A 19,661-nucleotide genomic window follows, 5' to 3' on the forward strand; every position below is an offset into this window, starting at 1 on the left:
CATGATGGTCATCAAGATAGGCCGGAAGCCGAGGGCGCAAGAGCGATAGGTCGAGATAAGCGCCGAATTTCTTTAGGGTCTCGTCGCCTACCCGCGGCGTGAGCCTTCGAAGAATTCGGTCGCCTCGCGCACCGCGGCGTCGCGCTCACGCACGCAGGTGCGAGCGGAAAGCTCTGCGAGGGGAGCGACGGTGCGGATGAGACTATTCGATCTTTGCGATCCACCCATGGGCCCATCGTCCCGCCCTGGCGAAAATTTCGACTGAGATCCTGCGAACCTCTATCCCCGCCGTCCAATCCGTGTTCCCGCTTTCCGCGCCTCAAGTGGGGCTGTGAGCTATTGCGCAAGGGCACGGCATCGAGGTCTAGGGCGGCTCGGCGAGATCGGTTCAGAGGTGGTCGACCATCCAGCCTGCCACGATGTCCACGACCTTGCCTTCGATACCGTAATAGCCGTGCGGCGAGAGTGAGCCGCAGACCTTCGAGGCGAGCGATCCGCCTTCTACCTGTATCGTTTTAACATCCGGCGAACGCGTCATCGCCGCAGCGATGCGTGGGGCGTCCTGAGGCGGCGCGACCCAGCAGGCGTCATCCGTGTTGGCGACGATGAGCGCTGGGGCCTGCACGCGCTCGGGATGCGCGTCGAACACGGTTTCACCACTCTTGCCTTCGCGTGAAACGGACTCGGTCATCACCACGCCGGCGATCTGCCCAGGATCGAGAGTGGATGCCGCGTTCATCGCGGCGATCGATCCCTGGCTGGTCCCGAGCAGGAAGACCGGGACTTTCGCTTCGGTATGAGCGAACGCTACTAAGCGGCCGACGACCGCGGCGTAGTCCGGCGAACTGCGCTCGCCCCGCATGTTCGCGCCGAGGGCATCGGGGATGAGGACCGCGAAGCCGCGGTCGAGCCATAGACGGCGGGTTCGGACAACGAAGTTCTCCCCATGCGCTATTGTCCCATCCGAAGCAAGACCGATATCGCCTGTCCCGCCTGGCAGCATTACAATCGCCGCGCGCGGGCGAGGAGGCGTAATGTAGAGCACTCGTTGACGCTCTCCATTCGGTAGGGACAGGGTGCGCACGATTTGTTGCGAGCCGTCCAGCCTGTCGTTAGCCTCAGATGCCGTGGGAACGATTAGCGCAACGCAAGCGACCGCGACGCGAGCTATTCCGGGCATGGAAAAATCCTCTCAAGTTTCAGAGCTGCTTGCCTCGCGCGTCGGTCGGAAGAAGCGGCTTCCGCCGAGCAAATTGATCGTCGGTAAGCCAAAAGAAATCGCGAATCATCAACGGCATCCTGTCGGAAACCGTGAATCACAAAATCGCGCCAACCGAAACCTTTATGGGTCCGGACACCAGGGTCCAATCAGCTGGAATGAACTTAACGCCAGGACCGGAGTGGCGAGCGAAGGGCGACTCGTGGGCTGTTGCCGCCGGCGCCATTATAACTCTCTCGCCACCAACACTTCTCCCATCAACCCTCTTCCATCAAATGGACGGGAGCAGTGCCGCTGCTGTATGCGTCGCGCGAGCGTCCGTCCGGGAATGCTCGGAATAATATAATGCTCGGAATAATATTTGGATAGACACAGCCGGCATCGAGCACATCATCGAGAATCGGAGCCCCCGAGAGAAGCGTTAGCGCAGACGTTTAAGGACAATTGCCGTGACCATCTCGTTGGCGCGGAGGGGGCGCAAATCACCCTCCACCACGAGTTCAAAGGGGCCAATTTCCGGGGGCAGCGCAGCGCCATCCTCACGATCGGCGAGAATAACGCGCTCAGGCCGCATAACCGCGTCAGTCCCAGCGAGATCGAGAGCCACTGTGTAGCCGTCACGCGCCTGCACAACCACGACGTCGGCAAGCTCCGCCCCTTGGATCGCCGCGCCGCTCGGCGCCCCTACTTTCTTGAGAACATCGCCGAGAAGGGCCCCTTCAAAAACATGTGCGGCGTGGTGCTGTTGGACAGTTAGCGTCACGCGAGGGAGCGCGTCGAGTTCGGCTACGGTGATGCTCGCTTGCTGGCCATCGAGACCCGTCAAAGCGACGGTTGGCGGGGCGTCTTGACCAATCGCAGCGTCGGCGAAGAAAAGCAGAAAAGCGCTAATCACGCTCACGCGAACTTTCGTAGCTTTATGCCATTGAACATGCATAATTTTATATCCTTTAAGCCAAATTAGATTGGCTCTACCCGGAGTTTCGAAACCGTTTCATTACCGGAAAAGCGCATTACGCGATACAGCTCCGGCATGCGCCGACGATGACCTCATATCGTGTAAAGGCCGGCCGCGATCTACAAAATAGGCTCCGTAAAAAATGGCGCCGTTAAGCCGAACGGTTTGAGGGGTTCCATCGCCTCAGATTGAAATCGCGCGCCGTTAGTCGGTATAGCGCTGGTTGTTCGGCGCGGCGGTGGAGTCGAAAGCGTCGAACAAGTCACCAATTGCTGGCTGTTGGTCGGAACGTAAGGATTTTCCTTCGCGGCCGTCGGATTAGACAGGTTGTCGCCGCTGTGAAAGGTGCCGATTTGAGCGATCTTCGCGAATGCTTGGAGAGGGCGGCGAAGGATCTTAGCGACGCAGCGCCAGCCTCGAAGCAGCGTGGCCGCTCGCTAAAAGGATTTCGATCGACCTGACGCAGTTGGGCGAGACCTTAATCTAGCGCAGAGTGGCCAACTACGCCACTTGATGGAGCGTCCAACACGGTAGGTTTGCGTCGAGGATTGCTGACAACATTAAGAGATCGCGAAGCTGGTCCGCTCAGCAGCGATCAGGCGAGGCCGCTTCGACGAAACTGAGCGGGAGTCTGGCCGACGATGCGGCGGAAAGCCGTGGTGAAATTAGCGTGGGAAGAAAAGTTCAGAGCGGGCGCGCGGATGGCTGGATTCAATCCTCACAGGCAAGACGGCGTCGTTCGACGACATCGCCGCCGCCGAGAATCTCGCCGAGCGCCATGTCCGATTCCTGATGCCTCTCGCATTCCTGTCGCCGCGCATTGTCAGCGCCATCGCCGATGGCGAGGCCTTGGGTAGGCTGACCGTATCCGGCCTCGCCCGCTCTTTGCCACATAAATGGATCGACCAGGAATGTTGGGGCTGGCCAAGGGCGACTGAGTCGCGGGCGCTTCTCGATCTTCCGCCAATGCCTCCCCAAGCATCATCGCCTGACCGAACCTGTCGTCCCGAGACGCGACGCGGGGCGCCCCAACTCACCGACCGGATCGCGTCCCAAGCAGGCGCGCGCATGACAAGTCGAACCAGTCTCGTCGCGATTCGAACCGGTCTGGGGGCGGCAGCGCCCGAAATTCCGGAGATTGGAAATTGGCGCTCAGAGATTTGGGCCAGAAATAGGCACCCTAAACCGCCAATTCCCGTCTCGGCCGGTCTCCAAGACGCCGCGCCGGCCACCAAACCGCGGAAATTAGGGCACAATCTTCGGAGACGGCGCGCGGTCTCAAATTCTGAAAATATTGGCTGGGGCGGGAGGATTCGAACCTCCGTATGGCGGAATCAAAATCCGCTGCCTTACCGCTTGGCGACGCCCCAACATTCCTTCTAACTATCGGCGGCTGGACCATAGTGCGCGACTGGGCGCGCTGCAACCCGGTCCCACGGGAGATTGTGACGATCCAATCAAATATTGCTTAGGCTCAGTTTGGCCGCGTCGATAGCGCTTTTCGATCGCCGCCCGCTATTAGCCAAAAAACGAAGCCGGAAGCCGCTCCCGTCACGAAAAACACAAAAGCAAAGCGCAGCTCCTCGGGACTTGCGCTGACTGCGTTTTGCGTGTGGAAGACGGCGCGGGCGAGCCAGGGCGCCGACGCCGCCAGCGCGCCCGTCGCGCCAGCATACCAAAGGAAAGACCGCACGCGGGCGATTTCCCCGATCAGGACAGCAATGACCACAGGAACGACGCAGACCGCCATAATTGCGGTCCAGAGGAATTGCGCCAGCGTCGACGCCGTCGCCTGCGCCGAATCGCTCCATGCGAGCGTGTGGACGGCGGCCTCAGCGAAGGCTGCGCCTATCTGTCGCGTCGTCGGATCGAGCAGCGCGGCTACCGGCAAAACGATGAGCCCCGTGGCGATCGCGATCACTAAGCCAAAAAGCCCCACGATCGCCCGGCGAAGCCCGTTCATCCGCGTCCTTCTTTAACCTTTCGCTCCGCAGCTTCGGGCTCCCGCCTGGGCCTGATCGCCCGAACAACGTTTCCGTTCACTCCCGCTCGATCCGGATGAACTGCGGCTTTTCCGCCAAAAACCCGTCGGCGACGACGGCCTCCAGCGCTTGCCGGATAGCAATCTCATGGGTGGCGTGGGTGATGAGGATAACCGGAACCGCCCCCGGCGTCGGCTCGTCGATGCCGGGACGACGGCGTTGCACTATGCTTTCGAGCGAAATATCGCGCTCCGCCATGCGCGCCGCGATCGCCGCCGCTGCGCCCTTGCGGTCGAATACCGATAGCCGAATGTAGTATCCGCCTTTGTGAAGCTGCATCGGCGCATGCTGGGCATCCACAAGCGCTGCGATCGGCAGACCAAAGGCCGGCGAGCGCACGCCGCGCGCGATGTCGGCGATATCGGCGACGACCGCGGAGGCCGTCGCGTCGCCGCCCGCCCCGGGGCCGACCAAAGTCAGTTCATGCACAGCGTCGGCGTCGATCGTCACAGCGTTGGTTACGCCCATAACCTGCGCGATGGAGGAGGATTTTGGCACCATGGTTGGATGAACGCGCTGCTCGATTCCATCCGGCGTGCGCCGCGCGACGCCGAGGAGCTTTACGCGGTAGCCCAGCTCCCCAGCCGCCTCGAGATCGGCCAAACTGATTGATTCGATGCCTTCAATCGCGATCGCATCGGCGTCGATGACCGTTCCGAAGGCGAGCGAGGTCAAAATCGCGAGCTTATGCGCGGTGTCGAAGCCGCCAATATCGAAAGTCGGGTCCGCCTCGGCGTAGCCGAGCTTTTGCGCTTCGCTGAGGCATTCCTCGAAGGACAGCTGTTCCTGCTCCATCCGGGTCAGGATGTAATTGCACGTTCCATTTAGGATGCCATAGACCCGCTCGATCGAATTCCCGGCAAGGCTCTCGCGCAACGTCTTGATGACGGGAATGCCGCCCGCGACCGAGCCTTCGAAGGCGAGCGCAACGCCTTTTTCCTCCGCCAGACGGGCGAGCCGCAACCCGTGTTTGGCGAGCAGCGCCTTATTCGCGGTCACGCAGGATTTGCCGGCGTTGAGCGCGGCCTCGGCGGCAGCGAGCGCCGGGCCATCCGCCCCGCCGATCAGCTCTACAAAAAGATCGATCCCGTCTGCCCGCGCCAGCGCAACCGGATCGTCGAACCAGGGGATGCCTCGAAGATCGACTCCTCGCTCTTTTGCCGCATCCCGCCCGGAGACGCCGGCGACGATGATTTTGCGGTCCGTGCGGCTCGTCAATGCCTCCGCTTGCCTTTGGAGAAGCCGGACGACGGCGGCGCCGACAGTGCCAAGACCAGCAACACCGATGCGCAAGGGAGACTGCATGTAGAAAAGCCTGAAAACTGTAAAGAGCCGGGCGTTGGCCGCCAAAGGCCTTTCGATTCCGATCGAAATAGCCTTAGAGGCCTGCGCGGCGCTTGAACGGTTGAAGATTAAGGGTGAAACCTAGACCAATTCGGTCTTGCATTCCAATCGGTCTACGGCATGCTTCGACTTTGCCCTGTTTTCCCGCGCCGATCAAGGCGGCGCCAGCGCCGGGCAATGCGTCGTTTAGTCGGGGTCTTTGCCCGGAACGATTGCAGCCAGCCGCGCGAGCCGCCCATGGGCAACCTTGCTTCGTCGCGACAATTGCTTAAATTGACAATTACTTAATCAAGGCGGAGCCGACAGCCAGAAGGACGCGCCGCGGCGGGAATAAAGATCGATGACGTTTATTGATGCTGTCCAAGCTACCAGCCGCAAAGCTGGCCATATCAAATTGCACGGCGAGGAGGCATTCGCCGGGATGCGCAAGGCTGGCCGGCTTGCGGCTGAAGCGCTGGATCTCCTGACCGAGTATGTTCAGCCGGGCGCGACCACTGAGGCTCTCGATGCGCTGGTGTTCGACTTTTCGATCGCGCACGGGGCCTATCCGGCGCCGCTCGACTACCGCGGCTATCGGAAATCGATCTGCACCTCGATCAATCACGTCGTCTGCCACGGCATTCCCGACCGCAAGCCGCTGAAAGACGGCGACATCGTCAATATTGACGTTACCGTCATTCTCGACGGCTGGCACGGCGATTCGAGCCGCATGTATCTCGTTGGCGAGGTCTCCCGCCGCGCCCAGCGTCTGGTCGAGGTCACCTATGAGTCGCTGATGCGCGGCATCGCTGTCGTCCGCCCTGGCGCAACCACGGGCGATATCGGCGCCGCCATTCAGGAGTTCGCGGAGGGGGAGCGCTGCTCCGTCGTGCGCGACTTTTGCGGACATGGGCTTGGGCGCCTGTTTCACGACGAGCCTAATATCCTGCATTATGGCCGGCGCGGCGAAGGGGTGGCGCTCAAGCCCGGCATGTTTTTCACCATCGAGCCAATGATTAATCTTGGCCGCCCGCAGGTGAAAGTCCTCTCGGATGGCTGGACAGCGGTCACGCGGGATCGCTCCCTGTCGGCGCAGTTCGAGCATTCGATCGGCGTCACCGAAACCGGTTGTGAGATTTTTACGCTGTCTCCCAAGGGGTTGGATCAGCCGCCCTACAATCTCGGCGCCCAGAATTCGGGCGTGACGGACGGCGCATGATCAAGCCGGATGGCGGGCCGCTCCCAGGCGGCGACGCTCCGCCGCATTATCTTGGCCACCGCGAAAGGCTGCGCGATCGTTTCCGGAAGAGCGGCGCGGACGCTTTGGCCGAATATGAGCTGCTCGAACTGATCCTTTTTCGCGCCATGCCCCGGCGCGACGTCAAGCCTCTCGCCAAAGCGCTGATAACGCGTTTTGGCTCCTTGCTGAAGTGGTGTCGGCGCGGCCGGAGCGTCTTGCCGAGATCGACGGGCTCGGCGAGGCGGCGATCACCGAAATCAAGATCGTCGAGGCGGCGGCGCGGCGGCTCGCCAAATCGTCGATCGAGAAACGGCCTTCGATGTCGAGCCTGCCCGCCGTCATCGACTATTGCCGCACCGCGATGGCGTTCCTCGATCGCGAGGAATTTCGCATTCTGTTTCTGGACAAAAAAAATTTCCTTATCGCCGACGAAGTGCAGGGCGTCGGCACAATCGACCACGCGCCGGTCTACCCGCGCGAGATCATGCGCCGCGCCCTTGAACTTAGCGCGTCGGCGTTGATCCTCGTGCATAATCATCCCTCGGGAGACCCGGAGCCTTCGACCGACGACATCTATGTCACGCATCAGATTATCGCGGTCGGGAAGCCTCTGAAAGTCGCCGTCCACGATCACCTGATCATCGGCAAGCACGGCCACGCGAGCCTGAAGGGCATGCGTTTGATCTGATGCGACTTCGGCCAGCGGCTTCAGCGGCCGAACGATTCAGTTCAGCCTGAACTCGCCATCGATGGTCCTCAGTTCCGCCGGCCTGATCAGCCTTGAATGGCCGACGCGCACGCTGTGCAACTGACCCTCGAGCTTTTGCGTCCAGAAATTCAAGAACTTGAGCAAAGTCGGAAAGTCCGGCGCAATATCATAGTCTTGCCAGATGTAGGCCTGCAGGAAGCGGGGATGGTCCGGCAAGCGGTACAGAATTTCCGCCGTCGCAAGGCCATAGCCGGCCAGCTGCTTGATGAAGTCCTTGGAAACTTTCGTCTCGATCGTCTTGGCTTCGATCATTGCGGTCAACCTCCAAGCCAGCAACGCCGGGAAGCAGAGTGCGTTGCATCGTTTCAACCGTCTGGGCGGCCCCGCCCGTTTTGAGATCCTCTATTCAGCGCCCGCATTATTAATGTAAGGTTGCGCACACCGCCTCCTCAAGCGATGATCAGAAAGCAAGGCTTGCGCCACGCCGCGCGATGCAATGAGTCTTGCAGACAAAGCCTCTCTTGCCGCGCGGCAAGAGCTTGCTACTGTAGCGCTTTATTGAATCAGATTCGCGAAGCATCGCGCGAATAGAAGCATACCGGGGGCTAGGAATGACCGACATTACCGTGGGGGGTGAGACTTTTAACGTTGTCGTTGAGGGGGACGAGAGCAAAGAGGTGTTGGTGCTGGCCCATCAACTCGGGGGCGACCTTCACGTTTGGGACGCTCAAATTCCCGCTTTGCTCGAGCATTTTCGAATCGTCCGATATGATTCGCGCGGCCACGGAGCAAGCGTCGCCGATGAGGGTCCCTATTCGGTCGCGCGCCTTACTCAGGATGCGCTCGGCATCATGGATGCTCTTGGCGTCGAGAAGGCGCATTGGCTCGGCATAGGGATGGGCGCGATAGTCGGTCAGGGGGCGATGATCCAAGCGCCGGAAAGAATTCGCCGCGCCGTGCTCGCCAGTACGGCTGCGCAAATCGGCACGCCGGATATTTGGAATGCCCGCATTCAGACGGTGCGGGCGGCTGGCATGGCGGACACGGCCGACGCGCTCGCCGAGCGCTGGTTCACCCAACCCTTTCGCGAAGCCGAGCCGGAAGCTGTCGAGACCACGTTGTCGATCGCTCGCGCGACGCCCTTGCAGGGTTATTTGGCCGCCTGCGCAGCCCTCCGCGACGCCGATCAGCGCGAAGCCATCAGGTCAATCAAAAACAAGGTCCTCGTCGTCGTCGGACGCCATGACCCGGCGGTTCCCCCCGCGCTCGGCGCCCTTGTCGCTCACTCCATCGACGGCGCCAAACTTGTGACGCTCGAGGCCGCTCATATCTCGAACATCGAGGACGCGGAGAATTTCACCGAAACCGTGGTTGATTTCCTGACCGCCGCCGACATCCCGGCGCGCGCGCTGGCCCCGCGTCGCAAAACTCCGGCGAGACGATCGTCGGCAAGGCAGGTTGTCGCCCGACCGGCTCCGGCGACAAAGGCTCCAGCCAAGAAAGCGACCGTGAAGAAAGTATCGGTCAAGAAAGCCTCCGCCAAGAAAGCGTCTGTTAAGAAAACGCCTGCTAAGAAGGCGCCGGCCAAAAAGGCTGTGATGAAAAAAGCAGCCGTATCCAAGAAAGCCGCCGTGAAGAAATCCGCGGTCAAGAAATCGGCTGCAAGAAAGACCGTCACAAGACAAGTCGTGAAAAAGGCGGCGGCAAAGACTTCAGCTTTCAAGGCGGTGCAAAAGAAAGCCACGGCGAGCAAAGCTGCCACGAAAAAGACAGCGGTGAAGAAAGCGGTCCCGAAGAAAACCGCCGCGAAAACAACGACCAAGGCGATTTCGGTCAAAAGGGGAGCGGCGAAGAAGGCTCCCGCCAAGAAGGCCCCCGCCCGGAAAAAAACCTGACCCGGGAATCCGGGCGATCAACGAGAAGCGGCCGGATGCGCGGGGGGCGGCCCCGCGCATCAAAACACTCGATATTTTCGATGTACATAGGCCAGCGTTTCGGCTTCCGGGCCACAGGCGACGGCTTCGACCAGCATGGGCGAGCCCGTTGAAAGCGTGGTCGAATGGCCGCTCGCGAACCGGTCTTCGAGATGCTGGTCGGTCCGTCCGGCGAACATCGGCGAGCCCCTCGTGCGCGGGGCTCAGCGTATTGACGCAAAAAACCGCGTTCTCGACGATCCGGGCGGTCGAGGACGAATTCTTGTTGACGCAGACCAGCATCATGGCCGGCTCGAGCGCAATCGAAGTTACGGCGGTCGCGGTGATTCCGCTAAGACGCGCCGGCCCGTCCGTGGCGACAATGTGAACGGTTGCAGCGATGGCGACTCATCGCATCGCGAAAATGCGCCGAATCGGGGCTGCCGAATCGGGGCTAAAGCCGGGCGCAACGGCGGTCCCCGCGCCTTGACTGCTGGATTCGGCCATCGAGCTGACCCAAATTCTTGTCCCGTCGGCGCATTGGCCAAGACAGGGCCGTATTCTCTGACAGCAAAGACGGGAGAATAAGCAAAGGCGCGCCGGGGCGAGGGCAAGCTCGCGGCATCGCTCTTGCAGAAGCGATTTCCGTCGCCCGCAAAATAGTTTAGCTTCGCGGCGGCCATCGCGAAGGAAGCCTCAGGGACGCCTATGGAAATCTTTCTGCAGCAATTGATCAACGGCGTCACGCTGGGATCGATTTATGGCTTGATCGCGATCGGCTATACGATGGTTTTCGGGATCATCGGGATGGTCAACTTCGCCCATGGCGACGTTTTCATGCTGTCGGCTTTCATCGCTCTCATCGTTTTCCTCGCCCTGACGCAGATTTTGGGCGTAACGTCGATGGCGCTGAGTTTCGTCCTCGTTCTCATCGCGGCAATGGCTCTGACCTCCCTTTGGAGCTTCATGATCGAGCGCCTCGCCTATCGGCGCCTGCGCGGCTCGTTCCGGCTGGCGCCGCTGATTTCAGCGATCGGCATGTCGGTGTTTTTGTCCAATCTCGTCTATGTTCTGCAAGGACCGCGCAACAAGTCGCTGCCGCCGCTGTTCAATGACGTCATCAAGCTCACGCAGTCGGGCGGCTACGACGTGACGCTCTCGCTGAAGCAAATCCTTATCGTCGCCGTCACCGCCCTGCTGCTCGCCGCCTTCTGGTATGTGGTGCAAAAGACATCGCTCGGCCGCGCCCAGCGCGCCTGCGAACAGGATAGCCGCATGGCGGCCCTTCTCGGCATTGACGTCGATCAGACGATTTCCCTGACTTTCGTCATCGGCGCCGCGCTCGCGGCCGTCGCTGGCGTCCTGTATATGATATATTATGGCGTGGTGAATTCCGGCGATGGCTTTATCCCAGGGGTCAAGGCCTTTACGGCCGCGGTTCTCGGCGGCATCGGCTCATTGCCGGGCGCCGTTCTCGGCGGCTTGCTGATCGGGCTCATCGAGACTTTTTGGGCGGCCTATTTTTCGAGCGATTATAAGGATGTCGCCGCCTTTTCGATCCTCGCGATCACCTTGATTTTCATGCCCTCAGGCCTGTTCGGCCGGCCCGACGTCGAGAAAGTATAGGCGCGATGTCAGGGTCAGAACAGGCGCCGGCGCACGTCGACTTCCCAGCCGCCTTGATCGGCGCGGCGAAGGCCGCCGCCCTGATGTTTGGCCTCAGCGTGCCGATCCTCGCCTTTCGCGCCGAGCAGAATTTTTCCAATGAGCTCGTCTTGCAGAGCCGCTGGTTCGCGGTGTTTATCGCCGTGCTGGCGGCTTTCGTCGTTCGCTTCATCGCTCTCATCGCGCCGCGTCGGCCCAAAACCTTTCGGCGGCGCAACGCCTATCCGCCGCGCCTCATCGCAGCTATGACCCTTGCCGCGCGTTTTGCCTCAAGCGCCGGCATCGCCGCGCTGATCGCGTTTCCCCTCGTCATGCTGGCTATGCTCGGGCCGGCGGCCGCGCTTAAATGGATCGACAATTTCGGCATTCAGATCCTGCTTTATGTATTGCTGGGATGGGGCCTCAATATTGTCGTCGGCCTCGCCGGCCTACTCGATCTCGGCTATGTTGCTTTTTACGCCGTCGGCGCCTATTCCTACGCCCTGCTTTCCACCACATGGGGCTGGTCGTTCTGGCTTTGCCTGCCGATTGCCGGCCTGCTCGCGGCGCTATGGGGCGTCGCGCTCGGCTTTCCCGTCTTGCGACTGCGCGGCGATTATCTCGCCATCGTCACTTTGGCCTTTGGCGAGATCATTCGCATCGTTCTCACCAATTGGACCGCGCTGACCAATGGCGACGCCGGCATAAGCTCCATTCCGCGCATAAGCTTCTTCGGCTGGCCCTTCGTCGCGGGGCCGAATGGCTTTGCGGCTTTGTTCGGCCTGAAATATGCGCCGATCCATCGCGTGATTTTTCTGTTCTATCTCGTGCTCGCCGTGGCGCTCTTCGTCAATTTCCTGAGCTTGCGGTTACGCCGCCTGCCCATCGGACGCGCTTTCGAGGCGTTGCGGGAAGACGAGATCGCCTGCCGCTCGCTCGGCATCGACACGGTGGCGACGAAGCTCACCGCTTTCGCCCTTGGCGCGATGATCGCCGGCGTCGCGGGGGCGCTCTTCGCCGCGCGGCAAAATTTCGTGTCGCCGACAAGCTTCACCTTCCTCGAATCCGCGACCATCCTCGCCATTGTCGTTCTCGGCGGCAGAGGCTCGCAATTGGGCGTCGCGCTCGCCGCCGTCTGCATAGTCGGCGGCTCCGAGCTGTTGCGCGAACTCGACAGTTTGAAGCTGCTGTTCGGCGACTCGTTCGATCCGACGCAATATCGAATGCTGATCGTCGGCTTCGCCATGGTCGTGATGATGAACTGGAAGCCGCGCGGCCTTATCGCCATTCGCAAACCGTCGATCTTTCTCGTCAAACCGAAGCCCGTGGTCGGCGCTCTGGCGCAAGAGGGTCATGGCTGATGCGCAGGACAGCGGCGCCTCTGCTCGCCGTCGAACATCTGACGATGCGTTTTGGCGGCCTCACCGCCGTCGACGCGCTCGATTTCACCGTCGGACGCGGCGACATTACGGCGCTGATCGGGCCAAATGGCGCGGGGAAGACCACCGTCTTCAATTGCATCACGGGCTTCTATAAGCCGAGCGCCGGGCGCATGGCCTTCGCTCGCAGCGGCTGCGCAGCCGCAAGCGATGTGCGCGCCCTGACGGAGACGGGAAAGCGCAGCGCGAAAATGGCCTCAGGCGAGATTTTCCTGTTGGAGCGCATGGCTGATTTTGAGGTCGCCAAGCGCGCCGGCGTCGCCCGCACATTCCAGAATATCCGGCTCTTTGCGGGCATGACCCTCATCGAAAATCTCATCGTCGCGCAGCATAATGGGCTAGCTGGAAGATGCCTTGGCCTCGCCAGCGTGGCTGGCTTAGGCGGTTATCGCTCCCGCGAAAAAGGAGCGATCGAGACCGCGCGCTATTGGCTCCATCGCATCGGCCTCATCGATCGCGCTGACGATCCCGCCGGCGAACTGCCCTACGGCGCGCAGCGGCGGCTCGAGATCGCGCGCGCGATGTGCGCTTCTCCCGTGCTGCTCTGCCTCGATGAGCCTGCGGCCGGATTGAACCCGCGTGAATCCGCCGAGCTCAACGCTCTTTTGCGGGGTCTGCGCGATGAACACGCAACGTCCATTCTCCTCATCGAACATGACATGTCGGTCGTCATGGGGATCTCGGACCACGTTGTCGTTCTCGATTACGGCGTGAAAATCGCCGATGGCTCTCCGGGCGAAATTCGGGAAGATCCAAATGTCATCAAAGCCTATCTCGGAGTTGACGACGAAGCCGAAGTTGCGGCGCTCGGAGCATGAACGCAGCGGCCTCCAAGGTTTTGTTGTCGATGCGCGGCGTTACGGCCTATTACGGCAATATCATCGCCTTGAAAGGGGTTGATCTCGATATTCGCGAAGGCGAAATCGTGACTTTGATCGGCGCCAATGGGGCCGGCAAGACGACGCTGATGATGACGATCTTCGGCAATCCCCGCGCGCGGGAGGGAGCGATCCATTTTGACGGGCGCGACATCACCCAAATGAAAACCCATGATATCGCGCGGCTCGGGCTCGCCCAATCCCCGGAGGGACGGCGGATCTTTCCGCGCATGAGCGTCTATGAGAATCTGCAGATCGGCGCCGGAATCGACCGCTACGCGCATTTTGCGCAGGATCTCGAACGCGTCTTTGCCATCTTCCCGCGCCTGAAGGAACGGGCCGACCAACGCGGCGGCACTCTCTCCGGCGGCGAGCAGCAAATGCTGGCGATCGGCCGCGCCCTGATGAGCCGGCCGCGCCTTTTGCTATTGGATGAACCCTCGCTCGGGCTCGCGCCGCTCATCGTGAAGCAGATTTTCGAAGTGATCGCCGATCTGAATAAACAAGAAGGCCTCACCGTTTTTCTCGTCGAGCAGAACGCCTATCACGCCCTAAAACTCGCCGACCGCGGCCATGTGATGGTCAACGGCAAGATCACGCTGTCGGGGGCCGGCCGCGATCTGCTGGCGCGGCCGGAAATTCGCGCCGCCTATCTCGAAGGCGGCCACTGATGGCGGGGATTTCCTTTGACGGCGACGGCCGGGCTCTGCTGATATTCCTTGGGTTAAGCGTCATTCTTTGCGGCGCGGCTTCGTTCAGCGCCGGCCGGGCGCTCGCCAAAAGCTGGCGTCCTCTGTGGCAGGCCCCCATCTACGCGGCGCTCCTCGCCGCAGCGATACGTTTCTTGCATTATGCGTTGTTCGCCGAGCCGCTTATCTCCTGTTGGCGCTACGGACTGGATTTCGCGGTAGCTTTGGGTTTCGCCTTGGTTGGATTCAAATTGACGCGACGGCGGCAAATGAAACGGCAGTATGGTTGGATTGTTTCGCGGCAAGATTGAAAGCAAGAGGACATCGCCCATGGTACGTCGCATTATAGCCCTCGCCTTCGCTGCGGTCTGCTTCGTCGGCGTAGCGCATGCGCAGATCAAGATCGGCGTCGGCGCCCCAATCACCGGCTCCGACGCATCTTTTGGCGCGCAGCTGAAGATGGGCGTCGAGCAGGCCGTGGAGGACATCAACGCGGCGGGCGGCGTTTTAGGCCAGAAGCTGATCCTCTCCACCGGCGATGACGGCGCCGATCCCAAACAGGGCGTCTCCGTCGCCAATAAGTTCGTTGGCGATCAGGTGAACTGGGTCGTCGGCCATTTCAATTCGGGCGTCACCATGCCGGCTTCCGAAATTTACGTCGAGAACAATATTCTCGACATCACGCCGGGCTCGACCAATCCAAAGATCACGGAACGCGGCCTGGACACGGTTTTCCGGACCTGCGGCCGCGACGATCAGCAAGGCGCCGTCGCCGCGAAATTTTTAAGCAGCCAAACGGGCAAGAAGATCGCCATCATCCACGACAAGACGACCTATGGCAAAGGCCTTGCCGATGAGACGCGCAAGAATCTCGCGGCGCTCGGGGTAACCGAGGTTCTTTACGAGGGCATCAACAAGGGCGAGAAGGATTATTCGGCGATCGTCTCGAAGATCAAGGCGTCCGGCGCCGACATCGTCTATTGGGGCGGCATCCATACCGAGGCCGGATTGCTGGTGCGTCAGATGCGCGACCAGGGCATTGGAGCCGCGCTCATGGGCGGCGATGGCATAGCCTCGGACGAATTCGCCGCCATCGGCGGCCCTGGCGTCGAAGGCGCGTTCATGACCTTTCCGCCCGATCCCCGCAACCGGCCGGAAGCGGCGAAAGTCGTGCAGGAATTCAAGGCGAAGAATTTCAACCCCGAAACCTATACGCTCTATTCCTATGCCGCCGTCCAGATCATGAAACAGGCGGCCGAGGCGGCAAAATCGACCGACCCGACGGAAATGGCGAAGGTCATGCATTCGGGCATGGTCTTCAAGACCGTGATCGGCGATCTCAGCTTCGACAAAAAGGGCGACGCGACGCGCGCCGATTATGTCGTCTTCGTCTGGAAGAAAGGCCCCGACGGCCGCATCAGCTACTATGAGATGGATAAGTAAGCCTCACCCGATATTGGCGAGGCCGGGAAAGGTCTGCAGCAACCAGAACGACACATCCTGAATAGACCCGGTCAGGAAGGCGACGCCGGTCAGCACGAGAAGAACGCCGACCACCCGCTCCAGCGCGCCGAAATGGCGCTTGAACCGCTTGATCCCGCGAATAAACGGCTCAATCGCCAGGGCCGCCAGAAAAAACGGCAGGCCGAGCCCGAGGGAATAGGCGGCGAGCAGGGTCGCTCCCTTGCCGACCGTCTCCTGCGACGCGGCGACGGCGAGAATGGCGGCGAGAATAGGTCCGATGCAGGGCGTCCAGCCGAATGCAAAGGCCAGACCCATGACATAGGCGCCCCAGCTCCCAACCGGCTTCTGCACCTCGACGCGCGCCTCGCGATAAAGCAGAGCGAAGCGGAAAACGCCCAGGAAATGAAGCCCCATGACGATGATGGCGCCCCCCGCGAGCAGGGACAGCAGCTTGAGGTGTTCGCGCAGAACCTGACCGAAAACCGAAGCCGTGGCGCCAAGACCGACAAAAACGGTCGAAAAACCGCAAATGAACAGCAAAGCGGCGATGAGGATGTCACGCCGCGCCCGGCTCTCTTTTCGGGTCGCAACCTCCTCGATCGTTGTTCCGGCGATAAAGGTTAGGTAAGGCGGCACCAAGGGCAGCACGCAAGGACTAAGGAATGAAAGTAGCCCGGCGAGCGCGGCGGCTGGAAGCGTGACATCGTGAGTCATAGCCGCTTTTAACTGGTTCAAGGACGAGGAGAAAGCGTCAAGGGCCGCGCGATGCATCCGGCGCGGACCAATTTCGTAAACTTCGCGTGATAAATTCTCGGTTGTCATGGGGCCTGCCGCCAGCTGGAGGTCTCGGGAAAATGTGCCGGCCGATTCGACGCGCGCTAAAAATCCACTAGAACCGGTCTAATCACGGCCCCCGCCGGGATTGCCGTAAAGTCACAGGTCGGCCCGCGGCTTGCACTTAATCGAAAGGACGCCGCCATCGTCATTTGTCTCGACGCCTTCGCCCAGTCTTTGAGGCCTGACCCAATGCCAGCAAACCCAAGACCTTCGCCTCGGCGCAATAACCCGCAAAAGCCGGACGCATGACGCGATGACGGTTTTCTTCGCCTTTTTCTGCAATATTTTGTTCAATTTTGCGGTCGGGCTGCTTGTCGCCAAGTTTTTGGGGCCTGAAGAATATGGCCGTTTCGCTCTCGCGCATGCGACTGCGATCGCGGTGCAAACCGCCTTTTTCGATTGGATCAGGCTCGGCGCGACGCGGTTCTATTCGGAGCGGATCAGGCGCGATGAACCGGCCTTGCGCGCGACGCTCGATTTCGGCTTCGCCATCATCGCGGTCGGGCTGACCGTCGCCACCTCGCTTCTGCTGTTGTCCGGCGTCACATTTACTCTGTCGAATGGCCTGATCCTCCTCGCCATCGGCGTCGCCATCGCCAACGGCCTGTTCGACTATTACACGGCCTTGGTTCGCGCGCGCTTCCACGATCGGCTCTTCGCGCGGCTGGTGCTGGTCAAGAATATTTTGTCTTTCAGCCTCATGGGCGGCGGCGCCTTCTGGTTCGGCTCGGCTAAGATGACCCTGATCGGCGGCATAGTGAGCCTCAGCGGCTCCGTCATCACAGCGCGCGCCGCGCTGCGCGATCCAAGTTCAGAGGCCCGTCTCGCCCGGCTTCCGGTCGCCGAGGCGTTGATGCGCTACAGCCTGCCCATCGTCGCCGCCAATCTGCTTTATCTCTCGATTCCTCTCGCTAACCGCTCGATCGTCGCCGTGCTCTACGGGTTTTCCGAGACCGGACAGTTTTCGCTGGCCTATGATTTCGGAACCAAAGCAATTCAGGCGATCGGCTCGGCCTTGGACATTGCTTTGTTCCAGATCGCCGTCGCGACGCATGAATTGCAGGGGCCAAAGCAGGCGCGGCGCCAGATCGGCCGCAACATGACGATCGTCTTCGCCATGGTCCTGCCGGCCTGCACCGGAATCTGGCTGGTGCTGCCTTCGATCGAACAATTAATTGTGCCGGAGCAGTTTCGCGGCCCCTTCGGCGAACTCCTGCCGTTGATGATGACCGGCCTATTTTGTATGGCCATCATCCAATATGCGATCAATCCAATTTTCCAGATTCAGAAGAAAACGATGCCCCTAATCGCGGCGGCTCTGGTCGCTTGCGTCGTTGATCCGTTGCTCATCATCGTTTTGCCGCGCGACGCCGACGCCTCAAGCCTTGCTATCGCCCAAGCTGGAGCTTTGCTGGCGGCGCTCCTGACGCTAATTGGCTTTGCAAGCGCGGCGAGGCCGAAATGGCCCCGTGCGCGGGACGTCGGCGTGATCATCCTCGCCAACGCCGCAATGTCCGCGGCGTTGCTGCCCATGCGCGACGGACAGCCGGGACTTACGACGCTCGCCGTCCAGATCGCCGTCGGCGTCGCCATATACGCTTTGATCGTGATGAGCGCCGATGTCGCCGGACTGCGCACGATCACCATGTCGCGCCTGCGACTCTCGGCAGCGCGGACAACGCCGCTGTAGAGCGTGATCTCATCCGAAAAGTCTGCACCTTTTCGGGATCAGGCTCTGCTTCGACGCATGATTTTTATCCGAAAAGTCTACAACTTTTCGGGATCAGGCTCTAAGCCCCGCGCCGTTGCATGAGCAAAGTCGCCCAGCCATCAATATCGATCCGCCGCACAAGCGCGATGCCTTGCGTCTGATAGGCGGCGAGGACGCCCTGGACATCGCGGGCGATGAGGCCGGACAGAATAATATCGGCCCCCGTCTCCGTCAGCCGCGCGATATGGGGGGCCAAATCGCGCAGCGGCCGCGCCAAAATATTGGCGAAGACAAGATCATAAGGCGCGCCTTTGCGCAGCGCATTATGCGCGGCGCCGCGCGCTTGCACCGTATCGACATAAGCCCCTGCGCCATTGCGCTTGGCGTTGCCGGAAGCCGCCGCCACTGAAACCGGATCAATATCGCCGGAGTGAACGGGGCGCTTGAACAATTTGGCTGCGGCGATGGCGAGGACGCCCGATCCCGTGCCGATATCGAGGATGGAGCGCGGCCGCCGGCGTCGCGCGATGCGATCCAGCATCAGCAGGCAGCCTTGCGTAGATCCATGATGCCCCGTGCCGAAAGCCATCGCGGCGTCGATCTCAATGGCGATGTCGTTTTCCCGCACAGCGTCGTGGCTATGCGATCCATGTATGATGAAGCGGCCTGCCCGCACCGGTTGCAGCCCTTCGAGCGACGAGGCGACCCAATCGCGTTCATGGACGCGTCCGAAGCTTGCGCGAGCCGCCACTTCTTCGCCCGAAACGGCGGCGATGAGGGCGCGCACATTGGCCTCATCCGGGGGGGCTCCGAAATAGACCTCGACCACCCAGGGGCCACCCTTCCAATCGTCTGTGGTCGGCGCCTCCTCGAAGGCCGCGGCGGCGGTGTCGGCCGGATCGAACGTCTCGACTATGATGTCGGCGATGGCGCGCGCTGTCGTCTCGTCGCAGGAAAGACGCATGACATAGGCGGCGTTATTTGGCGGCAGACCTTCAAGCATGGCGGCGCGTAGCATGGCGCGGCGGAAACAGCAACGCACCGCCGCCTTGGCTCGACCGCAGACAAAAATGCTTTAACATGGAGGTCCGATCCCGCTATCGCCGGATTTTTCAATGCGCAGGCTCATAAGCAACCCCTTAAATACTTTGGCCTGCGCCAGTGCGGCGCTGATCTATTCGCTCGCGCCGGCTTTGGCCGACGAAGCGGCTCCATCCCCTTTGCCGGAGCCGCCGGTTTCGATGCAAGCCTATGGCGCACACAATCCCGATTGCCTGGAATGGACGGACTCCTGCGTGGTCTGCCGCAGATTGGACGCCCCCCAGAAGGACGCGGCCGGCCATGACGCGACCGACATCGCCTGTTCAACGCCAGGCATCGCCTGTCAGGCAAGCACAATAAACTGCGCGTCATCGCGAAATAAGTAGCGCGCTCGATTGTATTGTCGCGAGTTGCGCCGCGCGACTGCCGCCCAAACGGCCTTGCTCGGCGATTGACCGGCTGATACTTAAATCGCGTTTGCGCGTCGCCGCCTGCGCGGCGAGCCAACATTGCGGAAAAACCAAATGGCGAAAGCAAAGCTTCCAATCCTCCTG

The 19,661-nt window shown here is 61.0% G+C and carries 20 protein-coding genes, 1 tRNA gene and 2 pseudogenes; 11 read left to right on the plus strand and 12 right to left on the minus strand.

Features of this window, described 5'->3' with window-relative positions:
- Window positions 1-87: 87 nt before the first annotated feature.
- From WDN46_25345 to WDN46_25375, 7 genes are all read right to left on the minus strand, one after another.
- A complete protein-coding gene (locus WDN46_25345; protein ID MEJ0096609.1) occupies window positions 88-228 on the minus strand; it encodes a hypothetical protein in 141 nt (46 codons plus the stop codon).
- Window positions 229-388: 160 nt separating this feature from the next.
- Complete coding sequence (locus WDN46_25350; protein MEJ0096610.1) at window positions 389-1,180, minus strand: alpha/beta hydrolase; 792 nt, start codon at window positions 1,178-1,180, stop codon at window positions 389-391.
- Between the two features lie 460 nt (window positions 1,181-1,640).
- Window positions 1,641-2,120, minus strand: a complete 480-nt coding sequence (locus WDN46_25355) for a molybdopterin-binding oxidoreductase (GenBank protein ID MEJ0096611.1) — start codon at window positions 2,118-2,120, stop codon at window positions 1,641-1,643.
- 768 nt (window positions 2,121-2,888) lie between these two features.
- Window positions 2,889-3,071, minus strand: coding sequence for a hypothetical protein (locus tag WDN46_25360; protein ID MEJ0096612.1), 183 nt, complete (start codon window positions 3,069-3,071; stop codon window positions 2,889-2,891).
- A 401-nt stretch (window positions 3,072-3,472) separates the two neighbouring features.
- Window positions 3,473-3,547: transfer RNA gene (locus WDN46_25365), tRNA-Gln, on the minus strand.
- Window positions 3,548-3,651: 104 nt separating this feature from the next.
- Entirely contained in the window at window positions 3,652-4,140 is a 489-nt protein-coding gene (locus tag WDN46_25370) for a hypothetical protein (GenBank protein MEJ0096613.1), read from the minus strand.
- A gap of 76 nt (window positions 4,141-4,216) precedes the next feature.
- Window positions 4,217-5,524, minus strand: a complete 1,308-nt coding sequence (locus WDN46_25375; protein ID MEJ0096614.1) for a homoserine dehydrogenase — start codon at window positions 5,522-5,524, stop codon at window positions 4,217-4,219.
- A gap of 379 nt (window positions 5,525-5,903) precedes the next feature.
- Between WDN46_25375 and map the strand changes: the two genes are divergently transcribed.
- Both map and radC read left to right on the plus strand, forming a co-directional pair.
- Window positions 5,904-6,761 carry a type I methionyl aminopeptidase gene (gene map, locus WDN46_25380; GenBank protein MEJ0096615.1) on the plus strand — a complete coding sequence of 286 codons (858 nt, stop codon included), beginning with the start codon at window positions 5,904-5,906 and terminating at the stop codon, window positions 6,759-6,761.
- Window positions 6,758-7,470 (plus strand): annotated as a pseudogene (gene radC / locus WDN46_25385) (DNA repair protein RadC). Before map ends, radC begins: the two are co-directional and overlap by 4 nt.
- A 36-nt stretch (window positions 7,471-7,506) precedes the next feature.
- On the opposite strand, the gene WDN46_25390 reads toward radC, so the two are convergent.
- The gene (locus WDN46_25390) at window positions 7,507-7,803 is read right to left on the minus strand and encodes an usg protein (GenBank protein ID MEJ0096616.1); all 297 of its coding nucleotides are present in this window, start codon (window positions 7,801-7,803) and stop codon (window positions 7,507-7,509) included.
- 299 nt (window positions 7,804-8,102) lie between these two features.
- On the opposite strand from WDN46_25390, the gene pcaD reads away from it, so the two are divergent.
- Window positions 8,103-9,386: a 3-oxoadipate enol-lactonase gene (gene pcaD, locus WDN46_25395; GenBank protein ID MEJ0096617.1), complete on the plus strand. Its 1,284-nt coding sequence runs from the start codon at window positions 8,103-8,105 to the stop codon at window positions 9,384-9,386.
- A gap of 59 nt (window positions 9,387-9,445) precedes the next feature.
- Here pcaD and WDN46_25400 read toward each other — a convergent pair whose 3' ends face one another.
- A complete protein-coding gene (locus tag WDN46_25400) occupies window positions 9,446-9,604 on the minus strand; it encodes a hypothetical protein (protein ID MEJ0096618.1) in 159 nt (52 codons plus the stop codon).
- 55 nt (window positions 9,605-9,659) lie between these two features.
- Window positions 9,660-9,806: pseudogene (locus tag WDN46_25405) on the minus strand (flavin reductase).
- A gap of 306 nt (window positions 9,807-10,112) precedes the next feature.
- Here WDN46_25405 and WDN46_25410 point away from each other — a divergent pair.
- From WDN46_25410 to WDN46_25435, 6 genes are read left to right on the plus strand one after another with little or no spacing between them, the layout of a single operon-like run.
- Entirely contained in the window at window positions 10,113-11,030 is a 918-nt protein-coding gene (locus tag WDN46_25410; protein ID MEJ0096619.1) for a branched-chain amino acid ABC transporter permease LivH, read from the plus strand.
- A gap of 5 nt (window positions 11,031-11,035) precedes the next feature.
- Window positions 11,036-12,409 carry a high-affinity branched-chain amino acid ABC transporter permease LivM gene (livM, locus tag WDN46_25415; protein MEJ0096620.1) on the plus strand — a complete coding sequence of 458 codons (1,374 nt, stop codon included), beginning with the start codon at window positions 11,036-11,038 and terminating at the stop codon, window positions 12,407-12,409.
- The gene (locus WDN46_25420; protein MEJ0096621.1) at window positions 12,409-13,305 is read left to right on the plus strand and encodes an ABC transporter ATP-binding protein; all 897 of its coding nucleotides are present in this window, start codon (window positions 12,409-12,411) and stop codon (window positions 13,303-13,305) included. Before livM ends, WDN46_25420 begins: the two co-directional genes overlap by 1 nt.
- The gene (locus WDN46_25425; GenBank protein MEJ0096622.1) at window positions 13,302-14,036 is read left to right on the plus strand and encodes an ABC transporter ATP-binding protein; all 735 of its coding nucleotides are present in this window, start codon (window positions 13,302-13,304) and stop codon (window positions 14,034-14,036) included. The genes WDN46_25420 and WDN46_25425 overlap by 4 nt, the downstream gene beginning before the upstream one ends.
- Complete coding sequence (locus WDN46_25430) at window positions 14,036-14,365, plus strand: DUF6867 family protein (protein MEJ0096623.1); 330 nt, start codon at window positions 14,036-14,038, stop codon at window positions 14,363-14,365. The genes WDN46_25425 and WDN46_25430 overlap by 1 nt, the downstream gene beginning before the upstream one ends.
- Before the next feature lie 19 nt (window positions 14,366-14,384).
- Entirely contained in the window at window positions 14,385-15,497 is a 1,113-nt protein-coding gene (locus WDN46_25435) for a branched-chain amino acid ABC transporter substrate-binding protein (protein ID MEJ0096624.1), read from the plus strand.
- A gap of 3 nt (window positions 15,498-15,500) precedes the next feature.
- Here the strand turns inward: WDN46_25435 and WDN46_25440 are convergent, their stop codons facing one another.
- Window positions 15,501-16,232, minus strand: coding sequence for a cytochrome c biogenesis protein CcdA (locus WDN46_25440; protein ID MEJ0096625.1), 732 nt, complete (start codon window positions 16,230-16,232; stop codon window positions 15,501-15,503).
- Window positions 16,233-16,608: 376 nt separating this feature from the next.
- Between WDN46_25440 and WDN46_25445 the strand changes: the two genes are divergently transcribed.
- Entirely contained in the window at window positions 16,609-18,045 is a 1,437-nt protein-coding gene (locus WDN46_25445; protein ID MEJ0096626.1) for a lipopolysaccharide biosynthesis protein, read from the plus strand.
- A 100-nt stretch (window positions 18,046-18,145) separates the two neighbouring features.
- Here the strand turns inward: WDN46_25445 and WDN46_25450 are convergent, their stop codons facing one another.
- On the minus strand, window positions 18,146-19,069 hold the full coding sequence (locus WDN46_25450) for a 50S ribosomal protein L11 methyltransferase (GenBank protein ID MEJ0096627.1): 924 nt from the start codon (window positions 19,067-19,069) through the stop codon (window positions 18,146-18,148).
- A 112-nt stretch (window positions 19,070-19,181) separates the two neighbouring features.
- Here WDN46_25450 and WDN46_25455 point away from each other — a divergent pair, with 112 nt between their 5' ends.
- The gene (locus tag WDN46_25455) at window positions 19,182-19,493 is read left to right on the plus strand and encodes a hypothetical protein (protein MEJ0096628.1); all 312 of its coding nucleotides are present in this window, start codon (window positions 19,182-19,184) and stop codon (window positions 19,491-19,493) included.
- Window positions 19,494-19,661 lie beyond the last annotated feature (168 nt).

It is taken from the genome of Methylocella sp. (assembly GCA_037200525.1).
Classification (GTDB): Bacteria; Pseudomonadota; Alphaproteobacteria; order Rhizobiales; family Beijerinckiaceae; genus Methylocapsa.